Source organism: Bacteroides xylanisolvens, from assembly GCF_018289135.1.
GTDB classification, from domain to species: domain Bacteria; phylum Bacteroidota; class Bacteroidia; order Bacteroidales; family Bacteroidaceae; genus Bacteroides; species Bacteroides xylanisolvens.
Genome location: NZ_CP072216.1, coordinates 4,839,625 through 4,862,606, shown reverse-complemented (window position 1 = coordinate 4,862,606; position 22,982 = coordinate 4,839,625). Strand labels below are relative to the sequence as shown.

Genomic DNA, 22,982 nt, shown 5'->3' with positions numbered 1-22,982 from the left:
TATAACAAAAATAAATGGCAACAATGAATAAATCTATATTCTATATTTTACTACTGACGGCACTTCCGCTCTGCTTTACAGGGTGCAGGAAGGAAGTACGTCCCACCAGCATGACGATAAAAGATTCCGTCAGGCACTATTACCCTATCAAGCAAGGTCAGCAACTCGATATCATGTTTACCATCACCAACACGGGAGACGCTCCGTTAATCATTTCAGAAATGCAACCTTCCTGTGGCTGTATCATTCTGGATAAAAGTTCGCATATCATCATTCCCGAAGACGGTATCAGGCAATTCAAGGCAACCTACAACAGCATCAAGAATGTAGGCGAAGTGGTTCACCGCATCCGGATTTTCGGCAATATGCTCCCAAATGGAAAAGCAGAACTGAAATTTGATGTTAACGTAGTCCCCGACGCAGATTATACACGTGATTATGAAGAACTCTATCAGGATTTCAACACTAAAAACGGCATTGTCAGGGAGATGGTGGACGGAAAAGAATCGGAGTTAGGATATTATGTAGGAGAACCCTAATAATAAGTATCAAGTATTAAGTATTAGCCAGTCATTTAATACTGAATACTTGATACTTAATACTTATCTCTACGGATGTATTTCTTTGAATGTGGTATTTTCTTCTTTCACATTCTGGATGGTTTGTTTTAACTCTCCAATCGGCAAGTCATATCCATACCAGCCTGTATAGCAATCCACCACATACCATTTCCCGTCAGCCTGCAATTCGAACTCGACACGCAAATCCACTTCGGACTCTTCATAGCCCGCTTCAAAGATTTTGTGTTTCGGTTCATTCAGCGTAAACTTGGAGACATAAATTCCCCCTTCTTCCTGGGTGATACGTTCTTCCTTCATAGTTTCGCTATCCAGCAACGGCCATTTTTCCTTGGTGAAAGGGAACGTTTTTTCGGTTTCGCCGTCATCTGCCAACAAAGTAATCGGGGTCTTTAATGGGAACTTGATACGAGTATACTGGAAGGCTGCACTAGAAGTAAATTTATCCAGAAACGATTTGAAATCTTCACCGTCTTGCGTAGTCAGTTCACTATCGGCTTTTGCCTTGGAACTATTACCGCAGGAGATAAACGAAACACCGGCGAGCAGCAGCATAGCCAGCAAGCAGCATACAAACTTTTTAGCTCTCATAACACTATACAAATTAAGAGTTTAATTGACGGCGCAAAGATAATGACAAGTTTGGCATCTTGGTTATTTTAAGAACTAAATATTTGCGCCTATATAATCAATTTCCCGAATCTATGTATGTTTCAGATATTCATAACCGAAGCGACAGTACAGACACTTTCGCTTATCACAATACTCTTTTTGCAACTGTATCAACGCCTGACTATCCGCCGCACTGACAACCGGAAGCCCAGCATCGCTCCACGAACGGATAATATGATTGCTCTCCGCCTTCAATTCTTCCAGAAAACGTCCGGCACGTTCACACATTCGTTCATCTGCCTTATGCAAGCCGTATGTATAAAGAAAAGGAACCACTGTATTTATGATTATCAAATCCTTGGAACGCTCTCCCATCGCCTTCTCCTTTTGTGAAGAAAGTCGTCCGAATAAATAATGATTTTCCCAATAGGGAGACGTACGGGCATCCAGCAAGGTTCTCACATCTGCCAGAGTTTCCGCTTCCAGCAAACGTGAAAACAACTTATCCCCTTTCTGATAGAGATAAGCCAACTGCGCCAGGCGAATATGCGGAAAATTTTCCGGACGAAGCCGTAGAAAACGCCATAACGTAGCATCCATCCCCTGCCCGATTTCAAACTTCCGCTGCAAATAACGAAACTCCTTGCAAAGACGGAGACTATACTCGTCTTCCTGTTCCTTTTTCAGAAACGTTTCTTCCAACAATCCCGCCAAGCCATAGAAAAAAGCCTCTATCTGAAACAAATCATTCCGGTGCTTATCCATCGCACGAAACGGTAATAATCCCGCCCACGTTTCAAAAGCATCTCCATTCAAGCCAAAACCGAAATTACGGGCAAGGGTGATAAAGAAAGCATCTTCCCAATTACTGTTACAATGTTTGAGACGCTGTGTGATTAATTGCGCTTTCTGCTCCAAACGTTCCGTTTGCAAAGCGGTCAGCCAGGAATGAATCGTCAGTTTGGGAAGAGAGACAAGGATGGGATAACAAGCCGGATAATGATCCGCGACACAAAGTTCGTGGTAATGTAATTGCACATTTTCCGGACAGGTAAGTAACAGTTGCGGTATCTGTTCACCGTTAGAACGGGTTATTTCCGTATCTGCTTCGCTCACTACATGAAGAATCACAGAGTCGTATGTTTTGTCAGAATGATGTCCGTGGCGGAACCAGTCGGAAGAATGTGTATGTATTTCGATGTTTCCCACCCATAAGGCGCCGTCAATCTTTAGTTTCGCGTTGAAAAAGTCGGGACCGGCGTTGGGGTTTTGCAGACCGGGGTCAATCACTTCTACCGGTAAGCCGTTGGTGGTTTGCAGTACTTTCAGGGGAAATAATTTATGCTTCCACACGTAGTGGAGAAGATGTTCCATGTTAACAAGACGTTAATGTGCGCTGCAAATGTAATAAAAATCTTATCTTTGCGACTATTATTTTGAATATAAGTCAGAAAACAATGAAAATAGCACTGATCGGTTACGGAAAGATGGGCAAAGAGATAGAAAAGGTTGCCCGTAGTCGCGGACATGAAATCGTCTGCATCATTGACATCAATAATCAGGATGACTTCGAATCGGAAGCATTCAAATCGGCCGATGTGGCCATTGAGTTTACCAATCCGATGGTAGCTTACAGCAATTATATGAAAGCGTTCAAAGCCGGTGTGAAACTGGTATCGGGCAGTACCGGATGGATGACCGAGCACGGCGAAGAAATCAAGAAGCTCTGTACGGAAGGAGGCCAAACACTCTTCTGGTCGTCCAACTTCAGCCTGGGAGTCAGCATCTTCTCCGCTCTCAACAAGTATCTGGCTAAAATCATGAATCAGTTCCCTGCATACGATGTCACCATGAGCGAGACACATCATATCCACAAGCTGGATGCCCCCAGCGGAACAGCTATTACACTGGCGGAAGGTATTCTGGAAAAGATAGACCGTAAGGACAAATGGGTGAAAGGGACTTTCCTTGCGCCGGACGGAGCCATTAGCGGAACCAACGATTGTGCTCCTAACGAACTTCCTATCAGCTCGATCCGTGAGGGCGAAGTTTTCGGACTTCATACCATCCGTTATGAGTCCGATGTAGACACCATTTCTATCACCCACGATGCCAAGAGCCGCGGCGGGTTTGTATTGGGAGCCGTATTGGCAGCCGAATATACTGCCACACACGAAGGTTTTTTGGGTATGAGTGATTTATTCCCGTTCTTAAATGACTAAAATATCAGAAGCTAGTTCTAAACAAATATAACATTATGAGACAAGCCACACGCGCACAATGGATCAAATGTGCCACTGCTATTCTACTTTACCTCATCTTCCTAATCTGGGTACGGAGTTGGTGGGGATTAATTGTTGTTCCTTTCATTTTCGATATTTATATCACAAAGAAAATTCCCTGGTCTTTTTGGAAGAAGTCGAAGAATCCGGCTGTCCGCAGTATCATGAGCTGGGTAGACGCCATCGTGTTTGCGTTGGTTGCTGTCTACTTCGTCAATATCTACATCTTCCAGAATTATCAGATTCCTTCTTCTTCATTGGAAAAATCATTGCTGGTGGGCGACTTCCTGTATGTGAGCAAGATGAGTTACGGTCCCCGCGTACCGAACACTCCCCTTTCCATGCCGTTGGCGCAGCATACATTACCTGTCTTCAATACTAAATCATATATCGAGTGGCCACAATGGAAGTACAAACGGGTACCGGGCTTCGGCAAAGTGAAACTGAATGACATTGTTGTCTTCAATTTCCCCGCAGGAGATACGGTAGCAGTGAACTACCAACAGACAACGGACTTCTATACGCTGGCTTACGGCGAGGGACAACGTATCTATTCCAAACAGATTGAAATGGATAGTCTGACACGCGCCCAGCAACGTGCCATCTATGATTTGTACTATGCTGCCGGACGTAAACAGATAATGAACAACCCGCGCACTTACGGTGAAGTCCTCTGGCGTCCGGTAGACCGTCGCGAGAATTATGTGAAGCGTTGTGTCGGCCTGCCCGGTGACACCCTTCAAATTGTAGACGGACAGGTGATGATTGACGGTAAAGCAATTGAGAACCCCGAAAACCTGCAATTCAACTATTTCGTACAGACCACCGGTCCGTACATTCCCGAAGATATGCTTCGTGAACTGGGTATCAGCAAGGACGACACCATGCTGATAGAAGACTCCGGCTGGGAAAGCGGACTGCTGGAAATGGGACTGGACAGCCGGAATGCACAGGGCAAACTGAATCCGGTATATCATTTCCCGCTAACCAAGAAGATGTATGAAACGCTTTTGGGCAACAAAAAGCTAATCAGCAAAATAGTAATGGAACCCGAAGATTATGCCGGACAGATGTATCCGCTCAATCTTTATACCAAATGGAACCGCAACAATTACGGTCCGATCTGGATTCCTGCCAAAGGAGCTACCATTACCCTCACAGAAGACAACCTGCCTATCTATGAGCGTTGCATCGTAGCCTACGAAGGCAATAAGCTGGAAGTGAAACCGGACGGTATCTACATCAACGGTGAAAAGACCAACGAGTATACCTTCAAAATGGATTATTACTGGATGATGGGTGACAACCGTCACAACTCCGCCGACTCCCGTTATTGGGGTTTTGTACCCGAAGATCACGTAGTGGGCAAACCGATTGTTGTATGGCTATCGCTTGACAAAGACCGTGGATGGTTCGACGGCAAGATTCGCTGGAACCGCCTCTTCAAGTGGGTAGACTGATAAGTGTACGGATAGAATAGAGTGATAAGGTGATAAAAGTTGATGAACATTCGTAAATTCAAATGGATACTAGCATTTGCCGGAGCAGTAGTCGTAGTGCTTCTGCTCCGGGGATTTGCTTTCACGTCCTGCCTTATCCCTTCCACCGGCATGGAGAATTCCATTTTTCAGGGTGAACGTATCCTGGTCAACAAATGGAGTTACGGGCTGCGGGTTCCTTTCATGTCGCTTTTTTCTTATCACCGCTGGTGCGAGAGTCCCGTGCGTCGGCAAGACATCGTAGTATTCAATAACCCTGCCGGAATCCGGCAACCTGTCATCGACCGTCGGGAAATCTATATCAGCCGTTGTCTCGGAGTTCCGGGAGATACGTTGTTGGTCGATTCTCTTTTCTCCGTTATTTCTCCGGAGGCACAGTTTAATCCGGATAAGAAAAGACTTTATTCATATCCCGCTTCAAAAGAAAATCTGATTACGTCACTCATGCATACTCTTTCCATCACCAACGACGGATTGATGGGAAGTAATGACAGCACCCATGTGCGCAGTTTCAGCCGTTACGAATATTATCTGCTGGAACAGGCCATGAATGGGAAAGAGAGTTTCGTTCAACCTTTGTCAAACAAAGAAGATGCCGAACCAAATCCGCTGATTGTCCCCGGAAAAGGGAAATTTATCCGGGTCTATCCCTGGAACATGACCTTGCTGCGGAATACCCTCGTGATGCACGAAGGCAAACAGGCAGAAATAAAGAACGACACTCTCTACGTGGACGGAAAACCCACACAACACTGTTATTTCACCAAAGATTACTATTGGATGGGGTCTAACAATACCGTCAACTTCTCCGACTCACGGCTCTTCGGATTTGTCCCGCAAGACCATATCATCGGAAAAGCCTCCATCATTTGGTTCTCTAAAGAAAAAGAAACAGGTTTGTTTGACGGATATCGATGGAGGCGTTTCTTCAGAACAGTAAAATAATCTTCCGGATCATCAAAGAAACAACCCCTTCATAATATCTCATAATATCCTTAATAACAGAGCCTCCTAAACGAATTAAAATGAAAGAAATGAACATCGCTTATTTATCTTCAGCCTATCTCGCTCCCGTTGAATATTATACCAAACTACTGGCTTATGACAAGGTATTTGTAGAACAATACGACCACTATATAAAACAAACCTACCGCAACCGGTGCACCATTGCCGGTCCATCGGGTGAGTTAGCTCTTTCCATCCCAACCGTAAAGCCCGATACATTGAAGTGCCCAATGAAGGATATCCGCATCTCCGACCACGGCAACTGGAGACATCTACATTGGAACGCCATCGAATCAGCCTACAACAGTACTCCTTTCTTTGAATATTACAAGGACGACTTCCGTCCTTTCTACGAAAAGAAATACGAATTTTTAATCGATTTCAACGAAGAACTATGCCGGATGGTCTGTGAATTGATAGATATTCACCCCACTATGGAGCGTACTAGCGAATATAAGATGGAGTTTGCTCCCGGAGAATTCGATTTTCGGGAAGTCATCCATCCCAAAAAGAATTTCCGGGAAGTAGATACAGAGTTTGTTCCACAACCTTACTATCAGGTTTTCGAGTCTAAACTGGGTTTTCTACCTAATTTGAGTATCATAGACCTGTTGTTCAATATGGGACCGGAAAGCCTGTTGGTACTGGGTAAACAATGACCGCTTCAATCTATCATTATCCATACATCAACTTTCTGATACAAGGAATGTATATGTTCTACGGAAATAGGTACATGCATTAAATGTCAAATTCTCTACAACTAATAAATAAATGCTCGAATGTAATTGATTATCAGTGAGAATTTGTTATTTTTGCAGAAAGCAAAGAAAGTATATGATGAAAGCAAAGAAAACAAGAGAAGAAGTCCTCACCAAATTTCAGACTGCAAAGGAGAAGAAAAAGGAATGTCTTGTCCAATTGGAAAAGTCGATGAAAGAGGAATACAAGAAACGTACAGGCAAGGAGGTTGAAAACTTTTTTGCACTATAATGCAATCTCTTTCACTCGAACATATTAACGAGAAATCGTCTTATCAGGTAGAACCGACCGACAAAGATGGATTCTACCAGTTCTTTACCGATGGAGGTGTACATTATTTCATTGGTTTCATGGAAGATGATGTTCTGTTCGTGAAAAATTCATATCAATTAATTATTGCCAATCTTAATAATCACAAATCCCCCCGTGATAGCAAAGTACGTGATACCATTGTTTCCATCGTTGACGAATTCTTCAATCGCAACAATTCTACATTGCTTTATATCTGTGAAACAGGTGATGACAAACAACGTATGCGTAGTCGCCTATTTGAATATTGGTTCTCGACTTACAACCGTAAAGCCCTTTTCACAATGATGTCATCTTCTATTGTGGATGCAGATGGCATTGTGAACTTCGCAACAATCATTCTTCGTAATGACAATCCGCATCTGTCTGAAGTCATCACGGAATTTACAGAATCGATTCAGTTGCTTAGTCAAAAGCCCCAATAGAGCAGATGACTAAGTGATCAAGGTTTAGCGATAGCATCATACATCATAGTGCTATAATCCCGTATCATACTCTCAACTAAACCATAATCACTAAATGAGCTCTATAAAACTGTTTATATCACTACTTCTTCACGATTCTTCTCTTCATTAGATTCTGCCGCATCCAACCGATTCAATAAGTATCGTACATTCTGAAGATGTATATTGTTATTCCGATCCATTTTTTTAAATTGCCAACTGTTTTTAGTGGTATTCAGTATACAATTCATTAACGTTCCCACTGCATCGGCACTCTGGAAACGATTGGTATTGGAGATTTGCGTATTCATCATGTGCGTGCCGAATCCTCTAATCACCTCTTTCACACTTATCGACTTATAAGTACGGATGGCTTCAAAGGCCGCCACATTACTATAAAGCGTATTAGCTAAATCCTCCAGTCTCTTTCGATCTGTTCGTTCCACTAGATAGCTTTCAGGATTCATAAAACAATTGAGGGTCAGATAAAAAGACATCATTTCATCATCGGATGAAAAGATAGCGTGCATGAGTTGCGTCGCGTCCCCCGGACGGGCCTCCTGGTTGCTTAAAACTTCTTCCATAAGAATTTTAATTAAATGGTGAATAAATTAAGTTTAATGGGGCGATACAGAAAGGTAGTTTTAAGGAATAAAAGAAGCGGTTCCGCCTGTCCCATTGCATTCCACTATCCACGACAGCAGTAGGTGCACTAACATCCTACATGGGGGTGCGAAACCGCCATATAGGATTAATGAGACGGACATAAAAAAGCCCGCCACACTGATACGGCAGGTTCTCTGCCGTGGTTTAAAATGGAATGCACTACAAAGATAGAATATAAAATCAGAAAAGAGAAAAGAAAATCAGTATTAATTGAAGTTTACAGCAATAAGCTTAAGACAGAACCTTCTAAAGACTACTTGCAACTATAAGATTCATTTTGAAGGTTCACCGGTTTCACCGTTAGCTGAATGACTATAAATCAAAACCTTATGGTGAAAGAGGATGCAAAATACAGAAAGAACCATCCTTCACCTCCTTCACAATGGCAAATAAAACAATACGGCATCGCGGAGATGCTTACAAAGATAAAAAGCCGAGGGATAAATGACAAGATAGCACTGTGGAGATGCTTACATCATATAAATTAATGAGTGTATACATCCAATTTGTTGGGTATATATCTCCAATGTATTGGGCATATATATCCTGCACGTTGGATATATATATCCTGCGTCTTGGGTATATATGTCCAACAACTCAAGTATTAATAGCCTAAATACAAAGTATTAATAGCCTATAACTCAAGTGTTAATACTTAAAACAACACAATATACAACGGGCGGAAGTCTTATCAAAAGAAGCCCTACAAGATTAAAACATAAAGCTAAATCCTTTATCGTGAAAGTCTTTATATTTTTGAATCTCCAGAGACAGTGATTTTTTCAATTGCACCGCCATGAAATCCAAAAAAGGCTGGCTGGTTTCATCATCTTGTGCTTGTTGTAAAGAAAGGATATAATCTGCCCTATCCTCCTTAAAAATCTTAGCGGGAAAAAGATGATAGCAGAATTGAATGTAGTTCATCAATAAACGAGCTGCTCTCCCGTTGCCATCCACCCAAGGATGAATAGTCACTAAATTGAGGTGAGCATTAAAACTTAGTTCGTATTGTTCACGGAACGTTTCCACATTCTTTTGCCGTTCCTGCAACAGGAGGCAAAGTTCCTCTACTTTAGCAGATACTTTTTGATAACCCATATAAGAACGCCCACCTACACCAGCCGTAACACCACACAAACGAAACTCTCCTCTGGAAGAATCAAAAGAGCCGCCTATTGTATTATGTATCCCCCCTGTTGTCCGCATCAAAGTAGCATTTAACTTCTGCAAGAAAGCAGGAGTTATAGCAGTATTACATTGCGCTTCCTCTTTGGCAAGCTCGTATGCTTTCTTCAGGTCCTCATTCATCAGATGATATACCAACGGCTTTCCTTTAGCTGTTACACCTTCATCAAAAAGAAGCTGTGCATCCATTTCGGTTAGTGTAGAACCTTCAATGGCTGTAGAATGGGTAATAAGAGAATAGAGGTAGTACTTCTCATAGTCCACCGACTGACTGATACCGAGTTGCTGAAACTCCATATACAGTTCCTCTATTTCCTGCCAAATACCCTTTTCCATCATAAGTTACCTTGATTGTTATTTTTCCCAAAATTACTTATGATACAACACTTTACCAAGCGAAACGACTATTTTCTTACTATTTTTTGCAAACACAGAGAAAATGTTGGTAATAAAAAAACGCTAAGTCGATTTGTTACAACCACTTAGCATTTTGCGAATACCCAAACTCGCCGCCATCTCCTTAAAAGAATCTCTAACCAAACATTAACCTATTTCAATTCAAACGGCACAGTACCTTTCACATCTCTGGATGAACTACCGATGATTGTCTCAAACTGGTACACCATTGAGCAATATTAATAAAGCTATTTCGCAATTAGTTTCAACCCTATTTGAAACTAAAAGTTTCAAGCCTTGAAACAAAGTGTTTCAAGCAGGGAAACAAAGTGTTTCACACCGAGAAACGGATTGTTTCAAGCCTTGAAACAATTCTTGAAACTAATCGCTACTGGTGAAGAGATGGTGAAATTGTTGCCCTTCACCCATAAACTCCTTATTCATCGAGGAAACAGAGAAAAGGTGAAAGGGGAGTTGAAAAGGTGGGAAATAAATATCCAGTGGGAAAAATTATTCGATTCTATACGAAACTGGCAAATCGTCCACAGTTTGTGGACAAATTCGATTTTATCCTTTTCTCATCGAACTTAAAGCTACTTGTAAGCGTCTCCGCGATTCTATATAGTGTATTAAAATAAAAAGGCTAATGATCCCTTTTTAGTCATTAGCCTTTTCCCATCTGTCAGGAAGCAGTTCCCTGTATTTTTCAATTGGTGTGTTCGGTTGCCATTCGGCTGTTCTGTTTATCACATCCGTGAGATACTCAAATAGATTCACTTTATGCATCCTACAAGTGAGTGCTATCGTATAGAGTATGGCGCCTCGTTCGGCCCCCTTATGGCTGCCGAAGAACAATGAGTTTTTTCTTGATAAGGATATGTACCGGTTCATCCGTTCAACCATATTGTTGTCCAGATAAGTGTCACCATAATTAAAGATGTCCACCACTGCATTCCACTCATTGCGAAGATAGGTAATGGCTTCCTGCAGTTCGCTCTTAGGTAATAAATCCCCCCGTTCTTCTATTTCATCAAACACATCTTTTATTTCTCCGAGTATGTCCGGCGCATATTTTTTTCGATGCATAAGATTCTGTTCTACCGTCCATCCCTCAACCCCAACTTTATGCTTATGCTCGTTTTGATAAAGTGCGTTTATCAGCTCCACGATCCTTTTTGCATCCGGGTCCTTCTCACCGCAATCTATAAATTTCCGTTTTATATGTTGCAAGCACGGGATGCGTGTGATATTGGGATAAGCATCGCTTTCGAGCTTCCGGTAAGGTGAGTAACCATCACTTTGTATGATACCTTTGCAACTGCCTAATTCGTTAAGAATAACTCTTTCAGACCGGGAGCCGTCATCATAGAGCAAGTATATCATCCTGGTGTTTATGCCGACAACCACCCAAAGGTATCCCTTCCTGACTCCTTTTCCCTTGCTGTTCTTTTCCGGGACGAGTATTTTGTAATAGGTTTCATCGGCTGCCTTATAAGGATCACTCAAAGCTGTCTGCCGGATGCACTTATAAAGATTTTCGAAGAGGTTTGAGGCTTTCTCTATCAACTTATGAGCCGTAGGTTTCTTCAGCGTAAAGCCATGACTCTCGAAGTAGTTGATGATTCTTTCAACAGGTAGCGATTGTATATAACGTAATTCCATCAATCCGGCAATAAATGAACCGTCATAGCTGGAATTCAAGAAGGCCGAGGCCGGTGTTTTTCCCTCAAACAGGCGACCTTCTTGTGTATAGGTGTGTATCTTGTAGACATGCTTGATGAAGCGCATGGGTACACATTCATAGCGGACGCATATTCTGGGAACAGTGGTAAACAACCGGGCCTTATTGATGTCAAAATCGGGATCATCGGGATAAACGACATGTTCTTCTTCCTCCATCTCATAATGCATGTCACGTTTGGCCCCATTGTTCTTTCTTGCTTTACGCTTATCTGCTTTTTCCGCTTCTATCTTCTGCCGCTCTTCTTCGGATATGGCAGATTGGGGAGCCTGTTGCTGTTCGGATGTGTTGGATACAAGTTTGGCGAGTCCCTTAGTAAGGCGCTGTTGCTTGCTAAGAGATTCGCCTTTTTGAAGGAGTGCCTCTTTAAGGGAAGAAACCTCCTTTATCAAAGCATCTATTTGGTCCAAGAGTCTGTTGTTGTCATCTCGTAATCCCTTGATTTGTTCCTTCAATAACTCTATGATCTCATCCTTTTTCATGGCATAAAGATATAAAAAATCAACGAATTAGCCAAATAAACCGGATGATGTCTTTAGTGCAAATGTCTAATAATCAGAATGTTGAATTAGATCCTAAAACGTTTTCTCAACCGTACAGACTTTAATGACACTCCATTTAAGATAAAAGACAAAACCTGATAAGAAATCTCGTAATTGCCTGTATTGGGGTTAAATGTCGGTAACTCAAAACTTCCACCTTCGAGGCGCTTGTAGTACAGAAGAAAGCCATCGCCATCCCAACGCAGTATTTTTACACTTTGTCGGTTTTTACCAAAGAATAAAAAGATATCTCCGGAAACGGGAGACAAGTCCTTCATTTCCGATCGTATAATTTTGAATAAACCGTCAATGCCAAGGTTCATACGAACAAAGCCCTGGTACAGATAGTATCGATTGGCTGATGTTAGAGAATACATGGATCTCCCTCCTTTCTTTCGTAATCGCGCAACATTTTAATAACACCACCGGGTGTGGCCCGTTTGACTGAAATGGTGGTTCCACTGTTAAAGGTGATTGTGATCCCGGCAAGACTAAACTCTTCTTCCGACAACATGGCGGGTGCTATTTGAGTGAATGAAGGAGAGGAAGTTGTCGGTTGGGAGGGTTCAACGCCGCCATAATAATCACGGACCACATCTGCCTTGGCTTGTTTAACGCTATAGCCCCGTCTGGACATCCAGGAACTCATACCACCAAAAGTGGTATGCTGATCGCGGCAAACATCGGCTAAAGAACAATTGTAGTCTACTTTCAATACTTCAAGGAAATGTTTCCAAGTTTTTCCAAATCGATTTTCTGCTAAATCCATAATGCTTCATTTTTATACATCGCAAAAATATAAGAATGAAAAAAGGGCGACAAGATAGAATCGCGGAGACGCTTACAGCTACTTTTTCCTATATGGGAAGATAATACAAATTAAGGGTGAATGGTAGTAAGTTCTATCCTGACTATAAACAAAGAAGGCGGCTCCTGTACCCGGAACCGCCTTCATCTCCTAAAAAAAGATCTCTAACCAAACATCTACCTATTTCAACTCAAATGGTACAATACCTTTAATATCTCTGGATGAACTACCGATGATCGCCTCAAACTTGCCCGGTTCGGCCACCCATTCGTGTTTGGCATCATCAAAGAAGCTCAATGCTTTCTTATCAATCGTCAGCGTTACTGCTTTCTCTTCGCCCGGAGCCAGTTTCACTTTTTGGAAACCTTTCAACTCTTTTACCGGACGAGGGAGCGAGGATTTCTTATCACTGATATAAAGCTGAACAACCTCCTGACCTTCACGAGTGCCTGTATTCTTCACATTGACTGTGAAAGAAATGGTATCATCTGCTGTCATTGTTTTCTTGTCGGCCGAGGGTTTTCCATAGGCGAAAGTAGTGTAGCTCAATCCGTGTCCGAACGGGAACAACGGTTTGATTTTCTCTTTATCCGCCCAGCGATAACCTACGAAAATATCTTCCCGATAGATTTCATTAATGGTGTCCCCTCTATGTTTAGACTGTGCCAGTTCTTCTTTATTACCCGGATATTCGCCCAGTTTATGAGCACCTACATCTTCCAGTTTTGCAGGGAAAGTGAAAGGAAGTTTTCCTGAAGGATTGGCGTCTCCCACCAATACGGAAGCAAGAGCTGTTCCGGCTTCCGAACCCAGGAACCAACCTTGAACAATAGCAGGCACTTCATTCACCCAAGGCATAGCCACTGCATTGCCGGAGATATTGACAACAATCAGGTTTTTATTCACCTTTGCCAGTTCGCTTATCACTCTATCCTGCGCGTATGGCAAACCCAAAGAGGCACGGTCCGAATCTTCACAGTCCTGATGATTACTCTTGTTCAAGCCACCGAAGAAGATAACATAGTCGGCATCTTTAGCCACTTGCAAAGCCTCAGCGAGCAGTTCATCTTCCGAACGGTTGTCCTTCAAATCCTGACCGGTTTTCACACCGTTATACTCTCCTGTCGGATCGCCTACATACCCACGGGCATATACCACTTCCGCTTTTGAGCCCACACGGCTTTTCAGTCCATCCAACGGAGAAATCTCATATTTCACTTTCAAAGAAGAACTACCACCGCCCACAGTCATCATCTTTATCGCATTTTCACCGATCACTGCGATTTTCTTCGTTTTATTCAAATCGATAGGCAATACGTTACCGTTGTTCTGCAACAATACAATGCCTTCTTCTCCAATCTGACGTCCGGCTTGTCCGTGCTCGGGAGAACCTAAAGAGCCGAACGGTTTGTGCGGATCCATTGAAGTACGGAATATCAGACGAAGGACATTGCTAACCTTTTCGTCCAGTTCCTTTGTTCCTACTTTACCCTCTTTTATCAGTTTCAGGTAAGGGAAAGCAAGGTAATAATTATCATACGCATTTCTCGTTCCGGCAGACAGTCCGTTCGTCCAGGAACCAAATTCCAAGTCCATACCATTGTGAATAGCCTGTTCGGTGTTGTGCACACCTCCCCAGTCGGACACTACAACGCCATCAAAACCCCATTCATCACGAAGAATATCTTTAAGCAGACGTTTGTTGTGACAAGCGTGCTGTCCCTGATAAAGATTATAAGAGCCCATAATCGACCATGTTCCACCTTCCTGAACAGCCGCTTTAAAAGCAGGCAGGTATATTTCATAAAGAGCACGATCACTCAATTGCACATTAGTGGTATGACGGTTGAACTCCTGATTGTTCAATGCATAATGCTTCACACAGGCAGCTACCCCGTTCTCTTGTACACCTTTGATGTAAGGAACCACCATAGTGGCGGATAGATACGGGTCTTCTCCCATATACTCGAAGTTACGTCCGTTCAAGGGAGTACGGTAGATATTCACACCGGGACCCAACAAGATGTCTTTCTTGCGATAACGCGCCTCTTCACCGATACTTTTCCCATAAAGATGCGACATTTCGGGGTTCCATGTAGCAGAAAGACACGTCAGTGCCGGATAGGCAATACAGGAGTCGTTTGTCCATCCTGCCTGATCCCATTCATCCCACAACACTTCCGGACGGATACCGTGAGGACCGTCGGTAGCCCATACTTCGGGGATTCCGAGGCGGGGAACGCCTGCCGAACTAAATTTAGACTGTGCATGAATCATCTTCACCTTTTCTTCAAGGGTCATCCGGTTCAATGCATCTTTCACTCGCTCTTCGATAGGCTTACCAGTATCCAGATACACGGGCTTCTGCGCAAAGGCAGACAACGCAGTCATCACAGACAAGCCAAGTAACATTGCTTTGAGTTTCATGTTTATTGATGATATAAGAAATGAGTTAATACTTTATTTATATAGACTCCCAAACAGGGGATATTTCCTAGTTGCGGACGGGTTTATTAATGTTTTTTACATTATTCCGACCAAAGATGAATCCTGAAAGGGTACAATTCATCATACCCTTTCAGGATAGGTTCAATAAAAATCCGGCATCAATCTTCAGATCAATTTATTTTCTCAACCTTCAGATCAGCATTTGCATTGCCATTCGTTACATCAATGGTAAATCGATAGACAGCTCCTTCTTCAAATGCTTTATTATCCTGCATTTCCAAATTTCCGGAATCTGCAAGTTTAAGCTGTTCCACTAAAATAGAGCTTGCATAATTGCCGAATTCTCCTCCCCAATCATTTTGATGGAAGAACTTAAAACTAATCACTTCCGGGTCACCACTAGTCTTCAACGTTTCCCCGGCTTTCAAGGTTAGCTGATACTTTTTAGAAGCAACTTGCGCCAGACAGAGCGCTTTACTTGGCTCCCAACCTACTTCGGAAGACGTAACAGAAGGCTTACCGATTCCTTTTCCGATAGCCCAGATTGCACCCGTTCCGTCATCTTGCAATTTGGCCGGTTTACCATCTTTCAAAGCCATTACAGAAAAATACTTCAAAACAGCATTAGCTGTCACCCGATAATCTCCGTTAATCGGCAGGAACTTCAATGCACCATCACTTTGTTTCTCAAAGAAATCAGGATCGATCCACCATTCATTCAAATTATCAATGCCTGTAACAGTTATCATTTGTCCTTGTGTAAACGCCTGATCCGACTTATATATATCAGTATCTGTCACCTCCATCTTATCATTACCAAAGAAAATATCCGGTGCAGGTAAATCTACCTTCCCTACTTTCTCCACTGTCAACACAGCCTTGGTATTGCCTTTCGTCACATCAACTGTAAACCTGTAAATACCTCCTCTTTCGAACTTCTGACCTTCTTCCAGTCCCAAGTTTCCGTCCGATGAGATTTTAACCAATTCACTCGTTGTAGAAATAGCATCACCCTTAAACTCGCCGTTGTCCCATTTATTGATATGGAAGAACTTAAAGTTAATATCATCCACTTTCATGGTAACGCCAGCTATAAATGTCAGTTGATACTTCTTCGCAGTAAGCTGTGGCATACACAGACCGTTTTCCGGAGTCCACCCTACTTCAGAAAGTGCCACCGACGGTTTACCGATTCCTGTTCCAATAGCCCAGATAGCACCTGTTCCATCATCCTGCAACTTGGCAGCCTCACCATTCTTCAAAGCAATGACAGAGAAATACTTCATTTTACCATTGGCTGTTATTTGGTAACTTCCGTCAATCGGCAGGAATTTCAATGTTCCATCTTCCTGCTTTTCAAAATAATCCTGGTCTATCCACCAATTATCATAATCAGGCACCCCTTCAAACGCTAGAATGTCATTCTTCTTCAAAGTCAACTTGATTGCATAGATATCATTCTCTACCAATTCCATATCTTCACCGTTCACCTTTAACTTGGCAAATGGTTCTGCCTCGTAAGTCAACGTATTAAACTTGATAGCATAATTTCCCGGTTCCGTATTAGAAAATGAGATAGCATTAGTAGAACCGGCTTCAATCGTTCCATTCTCCCAGCCGAAGGTCAATTCGTTCCCATTCTCTCCCACTTTCGGAGTCTTGATATACGCTTTCATCTTTTGCGAGAAGTCTCCTGTCACACTATACTTGTACATGGCTTGCCGTTCCATCCGGTACTCTTTTCCTTCCTCATCCACTAATGTCAGATAGGGGAAGTCCGGTCGTGCCAGAGCGAGTTCTTTCGTCATTTCTGTGGTAGTAAAATGAATGTTCTGAAGAATATATTTCAAAGTTGCCTTTCCATTAGGAATATTAGCATAATAAGGAACAAAGATTTTACCAGTATAGTCATTTCCGCTTGTCTTTGTACGGATGACCGTTTCAGACACTTGTTCTTCTCCATAAAAAAGCTGTGCTTTCAACGTAGAAAGAGGCACATCCACATCCGAGGCTTTAATCGTAAACGGAAGACTGTCACCAAAAAGAGCATCTGCATTCTCTGCTTTGATTTCCATACTCGGATTACCGGGCAAGAATTCGTCATCATTACAGGAATTCATGGATAACATTCCTGCCAAAGCCAATATAATATAACTGTTTTTTTTCATTGTCTTGATCGTTTTAAAGTTCTTATTCCGACTTTGCCCAACGATAGGAAGTCACAGATTTGCCCGGAACATCATAAGCAAAATGACGCTTACCATCACTTAAGGTTATCTTTTTAGTCTTTTCATTATTATTCATCAGTACAAAAGCGTATGTTCCATCCGGATTCTCGAAAGCAGAATACATGATATTGCTATCAGCATAGCCGGATGCACCGATACGTACCGCTCCCGGTTTCACCACACTTGAGAGATGGGCGATGATATAATAATGTGAGTTGCGGATAATTGTCTTATAGTCGCTATTACTGATATCCACCGCTCCGTAGCAAGTCTGGCAACCGCCTTCACGGTTAGGAGCACGGTCATTATCAAGCATCAGGTTCCACACTATAACTCCCCTACACCAGTTGTTGATCGTACCCAATGCTACTTCTTTCATATCTTCCAGCAATCGTTTCGACAAATCACGTCCGCTATTCCATGTTCCGATAGAAGTCTCCGTGAAAAGAAGTTCCTTTTCAGGATAGGCTTTATGTATATTTAAAAGCTCTTCGCGATTCCCGCCATAGTTGTGATAAGCAGCTCCGGCCAGGTATTGGGAAGCAGCTGCGTCCTCATACATCTTACCGGGGTAGTTCTTTTCCGTTGCAATATCACTATAATCATAGTTATGATCGTATGCATAAATTTTCGTAGCCAGTCCGGCTGTTTTGAATTTAGGTCCGAGTGCTGTTTTCACAAAGTCCCTCTGTTCTTCCCAACTCATATAAAGTGAAGCGGAATTACCACGGTTCAACGGTTCGTTCTGGGGAGTTACAGCATAAATATCAATGCCTTCGGCGTTGAAGGCTTGTACCCATTTCACAAAATAAGTGGCATAGTCCTGATAATAGGCTGGATTCAGCTGACCGTTTGTCCATGAATCCAGCGGAGTAAGATCTGTGAGACTCTTTACTTTCATCCATTTTGGACAAGTCCAAGGGGCGGCAATGACTTTAATAGAAGGATTGATGCTCAAAATCTCTTTCAGAATCGGAAGGATATAGTCTTTCTCTTCACTTTGCAAAGCAAAATGCTCAATACCTTTCGTATCACAGCAGGTATATTCGCTCAATGAAAAGTCCGAGCAGCCGATAGAGATACGGATATAGCTAAATCCGAAGCCTTTGTCGTCAGAGAATGTTTCCGTAAGGAAGGCGTGACGATCTTCCGGTTTCATTTGCAGAAGATTAAAACAAGTGGCGCCTGTGATAGCAGCTCCGAAGCCATCCATTGTCTGATATTGTTCAGTCGGATTCAATGTGATTGAAGTAGGTGCCAAATTATCTTTCGAGCTGAAATTAACGGCATCACGGGTCAAATCGCGAGTCAGGCTGCTAGTGGTCGCATAAATAGTCACATCTCCGGTCGGAACAGGTGTAACCGGTTTCTCCGCATCGTCACTGTTGCTGCATGCAGCTAATATGGTGAAGCATCCTAAAAAGGTCAATGCTATATTTCTCATGTCTATCATAATCTTAAGTTTTCTATGTTTTTAGTTGAATTAATAACCCGGATTCTGGTGAATCTTATCATTCGCGTCGATTACCGACTGCGGAATTGGCAAACGATAAGAGTTCTTATCAAAAGTGTAAATCTGCGCTTTGCGACCTGAATCCTTGGAATACACTGCATTCATCACCTCTTCTACCTTGTCCAGACGGACCAGATCAAACCATCGTTGTCCCTCAAAAGCCAGTTCTAACCGACGTTCTTTAAGTAAGGCATTCAGCAGGACGTTTTTGTTTGAACGGACAGAGGTGGGAAGTGCTCCCAATTTGGCACGGTCGCGCACTTCATCTATTATATCGGCGGCTCCTTCCAAATCCGGCGTATCCTGCATAATCAGTGCTTCTGCTTTCAGCAACAGGACATCGGCATAACGGTACTTGATAATACTGCTGTTGGCAGAGCGGCATTTATACATGAACGGATAATTATCAGACGGATAATAGTTGCTCCAATTACAATCGTAATAGACTATTGATTCTTTGAAACGGACTTCATCCCCTTCCTGTTTGAAAGCACTAATCAGGTCACGGGACGGAGTCACCCATTTCGCCCACGTGAAATTGTTATTCCAGTTCACGAGATCACGCCCGAACATCCATGTACACCAGTTACCTGCTCCGGATGTAAATTGTGCTTCAAGAATCGATTCTTTTGTATTACGCATCTTTGCATCTGTTCCCGCAGCATTCATTCCAAACAAATCACTGAAATCATCTACCAGATCAAAACCGTCTGCTTTCACCTCATCACAATATTGGATAACTTTCGTATAATCACGCAAAGGTTTCTCGGCATATATTTTAGCCAATAAGGTACGAGCTACAGATTTGGAAAACAACGTCTTATTCCCCGGCGTATTGTCCGGAGCATACAATACTGCATCCAATAAATCCTTTTCAATCTGCTGATAAGCTTCAAGTTCCGTATTTTGTTTGGGGAAATATTGTGGATATACCTCATCAATGTTTTCAGAAGTAATATCATCAGCCACCGTTGTAATCACAGGGAAATCACCCCACAGACGTACCATGTCGAACATTACCATGGCACGGAATATCTTCGCTTCTGCTTTGTATTGCGCCCGTTCGGCAGTAGTCAACGAATTATCTGTCACCAGGTCAATGTTACAAATGAGTTTATTGGCACGGGCCACATCCTCCAAATAACGGTTCCAGTCACGTTCCAACACAGAATTGGAACCTTCAATCGAGTTATTCTCAAACGGGACAACTTCCGCTCCGGTAGTACCGGCATAAGCGTTATCCGCATGAGAGTCTGAAATCAAAAGTAAATCCACATACCAATGTTCCTGACGGTCGCGCATTTGATTATAAAGCGTTATCAGATGACTTTCAACTGCAGCTTTATCCTTGAATACGATTTTTGTACCATCACTTGTCACTCCTTCCGTCACATCCGAATAGGTGTCTAATGGCTCATAATTCAGCGAGCAGGAAGAAAGTCCCAATAGCAAGCCGGAGGTTAATCCGTAAAATATAGTTCTTAGTTTCATAATCTTTCCTTTCATTAGAATTCAACATTAATACCAAACACGTATGATCTGCAATGAGGGTAAGTACCCCAATCGATACCTTGTACCGTACCGCTGTTACCCCATTGGTTTACTTCCGGGTCCATTCCCGAATAGCTGGTCCATGTCAGCAGGTTAGTAGCCGTGAAGTAAGGCTGCAAACGGGTAATTCCCCATTTCTTCAATAGTTTACCTTTAACGTTGTAGGACAAGGAAACATCCTTCAATCTTAGATAACTGCCATCTTCTACAAAATAGGTAGAATTGAGTAATTTGAAATTAGCCTTAGGCACGTCTGTTATCTGTCCGGGTATTTTCCAACGACTCAGTACACGGGCCGACTGATTCTTACCATCATACATACCTTCCGTTTCAATACGTGAAGCATTATAAATATCGTTTCCATAAGAACCTTGGATAAAGATACTCAAATTAAAGCCTTTCCATGAAAAGGTATTAGTCATACCATAGGTGAAATCCGGATTCGGATCACCGATATAGGTACGGTCGGAAGATGATATTTTACCGTCATTGTTCAAATCACGATACATCAATTCACCGGTTTCAGGATCTACCCCATCACTTATATAACCGTAGAAACCTCCCAAAGCACGGCCCGGCTCATTACGTACCACATAGTCATTCACCACATCCGCAGTTTTAGCATCGTAATAAACTTTCTGTAATTCCAGTTTTGTCAATTTATTCCGGTTAAAAGAGATATTGAAGTCTGTATCCCATGTAAATGCTCCTCCACGAAGATTTTTCGAACTAATAGAAAGCTCAAAACCCTTATTTACCATTTCACCCTCGTTACGGGCAATAGACGTAGCGGCTGCGGCACCGGCAGGTAATGATACATTCATCAACATGTTTTTGGTCTTCTTATAATAATAGTCGGCATTAAACGTCAACCGTCCATTCAATATGGTCAGATCCAGACCTATATTGGTCTGTGTCGTGGTTTCCCATGTTAAATCAGATGTACGCAAGTTGGCCTGGCTAATGGTAGGAACAGCATTTGCATAATCAGTAGAATCACCTTCGCCGCCTTTCTTAAACCATTCGATACGACCGATATTGTAACGCTGCAAATATGCATAGTCACCAATACCCGACTGGTTACCGGTTTGTCCCCAGCCACCGCGCAATTTTAAATCGTCAATCCATGTAAGGTTCTCCATGAACTTTTCCGAAGAAATACGCCAGGCTGCAGAGAATGAAGGAAATACGCCCCAACGATGATCGGGATGCAATTTAGAAGAACCATCGGCACGAAGATTAGCTGTTATCAGGTATTTACTGTCGAAGTTATAAGCTACACGTCCGAAGAATGACATAATTCCCCATTGAGATGCACCCGTACCTGTATTATCCCAAGATATTTTATTGGCAGCATTCAATGTTTGAATCTGATCGCTACGATAGTGGGAGCCATTGATCCAGCTATTTGAATAGTCTGAATCCGTCCATGACGAACCGGCCATTACTTCCAAGCCATGTTTCTTGAAGTTTTTATTATAAGTCAATACATTATCAAATGTCAGCACTGTGTTCATATTCCGATTGTCCGAAGCCTCACCATACTGATTGCGGCCCCAAGCAGTAGAAATCGGATCAAGAAAAGTGGTATTAACGGCGTTGCGACGGTCAAGAGTAAGAGTAGACTTAAACTTCAGTTCCGGAAATGGAGTCAGCAATATATTACCCGATGCCAACAAGCGGTTTTCTTTGTCTTTGTTATTTTTCGCACGGGCCATATTTTCTAATGGATTGGTGATATTACCCACTCCATAGAAGTTATTGTAATACTGATTAGGGTTCAAAGCGTCCCACACCGGCGCATAAGTCGGTGTATTGATAACAGCCAGAATAACACCACCCCGATTCGAGCCTGTTCCCATTGCTCCGCCTCCATTGCTTGTATAATCTGAATAAGAGATATTAGCACTTACTGTCAGCCATTTACGAACCTGATTTTCCAGATTTACCCGGAAATTGTAACGCTTGTAATAAGAGATGTCCAACACTCCCTGTTCTTTGAGGTAACCCGCAGAAAGGTAATATTTCATTTTCTCATTACCATTGGATACAGCTACCTGATAATTTTGAGTCTTTCCGGTCGTATACGTTTCATCAAACCAGTCGGTGCGATCGGGTAATCCGTCCGGCAAAGACACTAGTCCGATTTCATCCTGCAATTCTTTATATTGTGCTGCATTCAGGGATTCTACTTTATCGGCTACTTTGTTCAAACCGAACTGGGCTGTCAAAGAAACTTTGGCATTACCGGCTGCACCGGCCTTCGTAGTAATCCTCAAATCCGCAACTAAGCCCTTGAACGTCCTTATTGCGTTTACACGTCCTCTCATTACTGAATTTGCAGATAATTTGAACTTGAAGCACCCACTTCTGCCTACAATATCCCCTTACCCCACAATGTGACTTGAGGCAATACA

18 protein-coding genes and 1 pseudogene are annotated in these 22,982 nt (G+C 42.6%); 7 read left to right on the top strand and 12 right to left on the bottom strand.

Annotated features, from left to right (window positions below; genetic code table 11):
• The first annotated feature begins 23 nt into the window (after positions 1-23).
• Complete coding sequence (locus tag INE92_RS20275) at positions 24-539, top strand: DUF1573 domain-containing protein (RefSeq protein ID WP_004324271.1); 516 nt, start codon at positions 24-26, stop codon at positions 537-539.
• 69 nt (positions 540-608) lie between these two features.
• Here the strand turns inward: INE92_RS20275 and INE92_RS20270 are convergent, their stop codons facing one another.
• Complete coding sequence (locus tag INE92_RS20270) at positions 609-1,169, bottom strand: hypothetical protein (protein WP_015532079.1); 561 nt, start codon at positions 1,167-1,169, stop codon at positions 609-611.
• 111 nt (positions 1,170-1,280) lie between these two features.
• The gene (locus INE92_RS20265; protein ID WP_015532078.1) at positions 1,281-2,564 is read right to left on the bottom strand and encodes a DUF2851 family protein; all 1,284 of its coding nucleotides are present in this window, start codon (positions 2,562-2,564) and stop codon (positions 1,281-1,283) included.
• A gap of 83 nt (positions 2,565-2,647) precedes the next feature.
• Here INE92_RS20265 and dapB point away from each other — a divergent pair, with 83 nt between their 5' ends.
• From dapB to INE92_RS20235, 6 genes are all read left to right on the top strand, one after another.
• On the top strand, positions 2,648-3,412 hold the full coding sequence (gene dapB / locus INE92_RS20260) for a 4-hydroxy-tetrahydrodipicolinate reductase (RefSeq protein ID WP_015532077.1): 765 nt from the start codon (positions 2,648-2,650) through the stop codon (positions 3,410-3,412).
• 35 nt (positions 3,413-3,447) lie between these two features.
• Positions 3,448-4,932, top strand: a complete 1,485-nt coding sequence (lepB, locus tag INE92_RS20255) for a signal peptidase I (protein ID WP_004324267.1) — start codon at positions 3,448-3,450, stop codon at positions 4,930-4,932.
• Between the two features lie 42 nt (positions 4,933-4,974).
• The gene (gene lepB / locus INE92_RS20250) at positions 4,975-5,916 is read left to right on the top strand and encodes a signal peptidase I (protein WP_151927000.1); all 942 of its coding nucleotides are present in this window, start codon (positions 4,975-4,977) and stop codon (positions 5,914-5,916) included.
• An 80-nt stretch (positions 5,917-5,996) separates the two neighbouring features.
• Positions 5,997-6,635, top strand: coding sequence for a WbqC family protein (locus tag INE92_RS20245; protein WP_015532075.1), 639 nt, complete (start codon positions 5,997-5,999; stop codon positions 6,633-6,635).
• 175 nt (positions 6,636-6,810) lie between these two features.
• Positions 6,811-6,966: a hypothetical protein gene (locus INE92_RS20240; RefSeq protein WP_015532074.1), complete on the top strand. Its 156-nt coding sequence runs from the start codon at positions 6,811-6,813 to the stop codon at positions 6,964-6,966.
• Positions 6,966-7,469 (top strand): DUF6169 family protein, encoded by a 504-nt coding sequence (locus INE92_RS20235; protein ID WP_015532073.1) that lies wholly within the window; start codon positions 6,966-6,968, stop codon positions 7,467-7,469. The genes INE92_RS20240 and INE92_RS20235 overlap by 1 nt, the downstream gene beginning before the upstream one ends.
• 113 nt (positions 7,470-7,582) lie before the next feature.
• Here INE92_RS20235 and INE92_RS20230 read toward each other — a convergent pair whose 3' ends face one another.
• The 10 genes and pseudogenes from INE92_RS20230 to INE92_RS20185 form a co-directional block, all read right to left on the bottom strand.
• The gene (locus tag INE92_RS20230) at positions 7,583-8,071 is read right to left on the bottom strand and encodes a hypothetical protein (protein ID WP_015532072.1); all 489 of its coding nucleotides are present in this window, start codon (positions 8,069-8,071) and stop codon (positions 7,583-7,585) included.
• A 793-nt stretch (positions 8,072-8,864) separates the two neighbouring features.
• On the bottom strand, positions 8,865-9,674 hold the full coding sequence (locus INE92_RS20225; protein WP_134993487.1) for a Fic family protein: 810 nt from the start codon (positions 9,672-9,674) through the stop codon (positions 8,865-8,867).
• Positions 9,675-10,391: 717 nt separating this feature from the next.
• Positions 10,392-11,957, bottom strand: a complete 1,566-nt coding sequence (gene tnpC, locus INE92_RS20220; RefSeq protein WP_151927231.1) for an IS66 family transposase — start codon at positions 11,955-11,957, stop codon at positions 10,392-10,394.
• Positions 11,958-12,043: 86 nt separating this feature from the next.
• Positions 12,044-12,394 (bottom strand): IS66 family insertion sequence element accessory protein TnpB, encoded by a 351-nt coding sequence (tnpB, locus tag INE92_RS20215; protein ID WP_004296723.1) that lies wholly within the window; start codon positions 12,392-12,394, stop codon positions 12,044-12,046.
• Positions 12,382-12,786: a hypothetical protein gene (locus tag INE92_RS20210; protein WP_004307670.1), complete on the bottom strand. Its 405-nt coding sequence runs from the start codon at positions 12,784-12,786 to the stop codon at positions 12,382-12,384. Before INE92_RS20210 ends, tnpB begins: the two co-directional genes overlap by 13 nt.
• A gap of 219 nt (positions 12,787-13,005) precedes the next feature.
• The gene (locus INE92_RS20205) at positions 13,006-15,252 is read right to left on the bottom strand and encodes a glycoside hydrolase family 3 C-terminal domain-containing protein (protein ID WP_015532069.1); all 2,247 of its coding nucleotides are present in this window, start codon (positions 15,250-15,252) and stop codon (positions 13,006-13,008) included.
• A 191-nt stretch (positions 15,253-15,443) separates the two neighbouring features.
• Complete coding sequence (locus INE92_RS20200) at positions 15,444-17,441, bottom strand: DUF5125 domain-containing protein (protein ID WP_004309891.1); 1,998 nt, start codon at positions 17,439-17,441, stop codon at positions 15,444-15,446.
• 22 nt (positions 17,442-17,463) lie between these two features.
• Positions 17,464-18,954 (bottom strand): glycoside hydrolase family 30 protein, encoded by a 1,491-nt coding sequence (locus INE92_RS20195; RefSeq protein WP_004309890.1) that lies wholly within the window; start codon positions 18,952-18,954, stop codon positions 17,464-17,466.
• A 30-nt stretch (positions 18,955-18,984) separates the two neighbouring features.
• Positions 18,985-20,520: a RagB/SusD family nutrient uptake outer membrane protein gene (locus tag INE92_RS20190; protein ID WP_004309889.1), complete on the bottom strand. Its 1,536-nt coding sequence runs from the start codon at positions 20,518-20,520 to the stop codon at positions 18,985-18,987.
• Positions 20,520-22,838: pseudogene (locus INE92_RS20185) on the bottom strand (SusC/RagA family TonB-linked outer membrane protein); the annotation flags it as partial. The pseudogene INE92_RS20185 and the gene INE92_RS20190, both read right to left, overlap by 1 nt.
• Between the last annotated feature and the right edge of the window lie 144 nt (positions 22,839-22,982).

Bases quoted from the DNA above. Each gene is read 5' to 3' on its own strand.
- INE92_RS20275 (WP_004324271.1), top strand. From the start codon at position 24: ATGAATAAATCTATATTCTATATTTTACTACTGACGGCACTTCCGCTC.
- INE92_RS20265 (WP_015532078.1), bottom strand. From the start codon at position 2,564: ATGGAACATCTTCTCCACTACGTGTGGAAGCATAAATTATTTCCCCTG.
- INE92_RS20205 (WP_015532069.1), bottom strand. From the start codon at position 15,252: ATGAAACTCAAAGCAATGTTACTTGGCTTGTCTGTGATGACTGCGTTG.
- INE92_RS20270 (WP_015532079.1), bottom strand. From the start codon at position 1,169: ATGAGAGCTAAAAAGTTTGTATGCTGCTTGCTGGCTATGCTGCTGCTC.
- INE92_RS20210 (WP_004307670.1), bottom strand. From the start codon at position 12,786: ATGGATTTAGCAGAAAATCGATTTGGAAAAACTTGGAAACATTTCCTT.
- INE92_RS20230 (WP_015532072.1), bottom strand. From the start codon at position 8,071: ATGGAAGAAGTTTTAAGCAACCAGGAGGCCCGTCCGGGGGACGCGACG.
- lepB (WP_151927000.1), top strand. From the start codon at position 4,975: ATGAACATTCGTAAATTCAAATGGATACTAGCATTTGCCGGAGCAGTA.
- INE92_RS20240 (WP_015532074.1), top strand. From the start codon at position 6,811: ATGATGAAAGCAAAGAAAACAAGAGAAGAAGTCCTCACCAAATTTCAG.
- INE92_RS20200 (WP_004309891.1), bottom strand. From the start codon at position 17,441: ATGAAAAAAAACAGTTATATTATATTGGCTTTGGCAGGAATGTTATCC.
- lepB (WP_004324267.1), top strand. From the start codon at position 3,448: ATGAGACAAGCCACACGCGCACAATGGATCAAATGTGCCACTGCTATT.
- dapB (WP_015532077.1), top strand. From the start codon at position 2,648: ATGAAAATAGCACTGATCGGTTACGGAAAGATGGGCAAAGAGATAGAA.
- tnpC (WP_151927231.1), bottom strand. From the start codon at position 11,957: ATGAAAAAGGATGAGATCATAGAGTTATTGAAGGAACAAATCAAGGGA.
- INE92_RS20190 (WP_004309889.1), bottom strand. From the start codon at position 20,520: ATGAAAGGAAAGATTATGAAACTAAGAACTATATTTTACGGATTAACC.
- INE92_RS20235 (WP_015532073.1), top strand. From the start codon at position 6,966: ATGCAATCTCTTTCACTCGAACATATTAACGAGAAATCGTCTTATCAG.
- INE92_RS20225 (WP_134993487.1), bottom strand. From the start codon at position 9,674: ATGGAAAAGGGTATTTGGCAGGAAATAGAGGAACTGTATATGGAGTTT.
- tnpB (WP_004296723.1), bottom strand. From the start codon at position 12,394: ATGTATTCTCTAACATCAGCCAATCGATACTATCTGTACCAGGGCTTT.
- INE92_RS20245 (WP_015532075.1), top strand. From the start codon at position 5,997: ATGAAAGAAATGAACATCGCTTATTTATCTTCAGCCTATCTCGCTCCC.
- INE92_RS20195 (WP_004309890.1), bottom strand. From the start codon at position 18,954: ATGATAGACATGAGAAATATAGCATTGACCTTTTTAGGATGCTTCACC.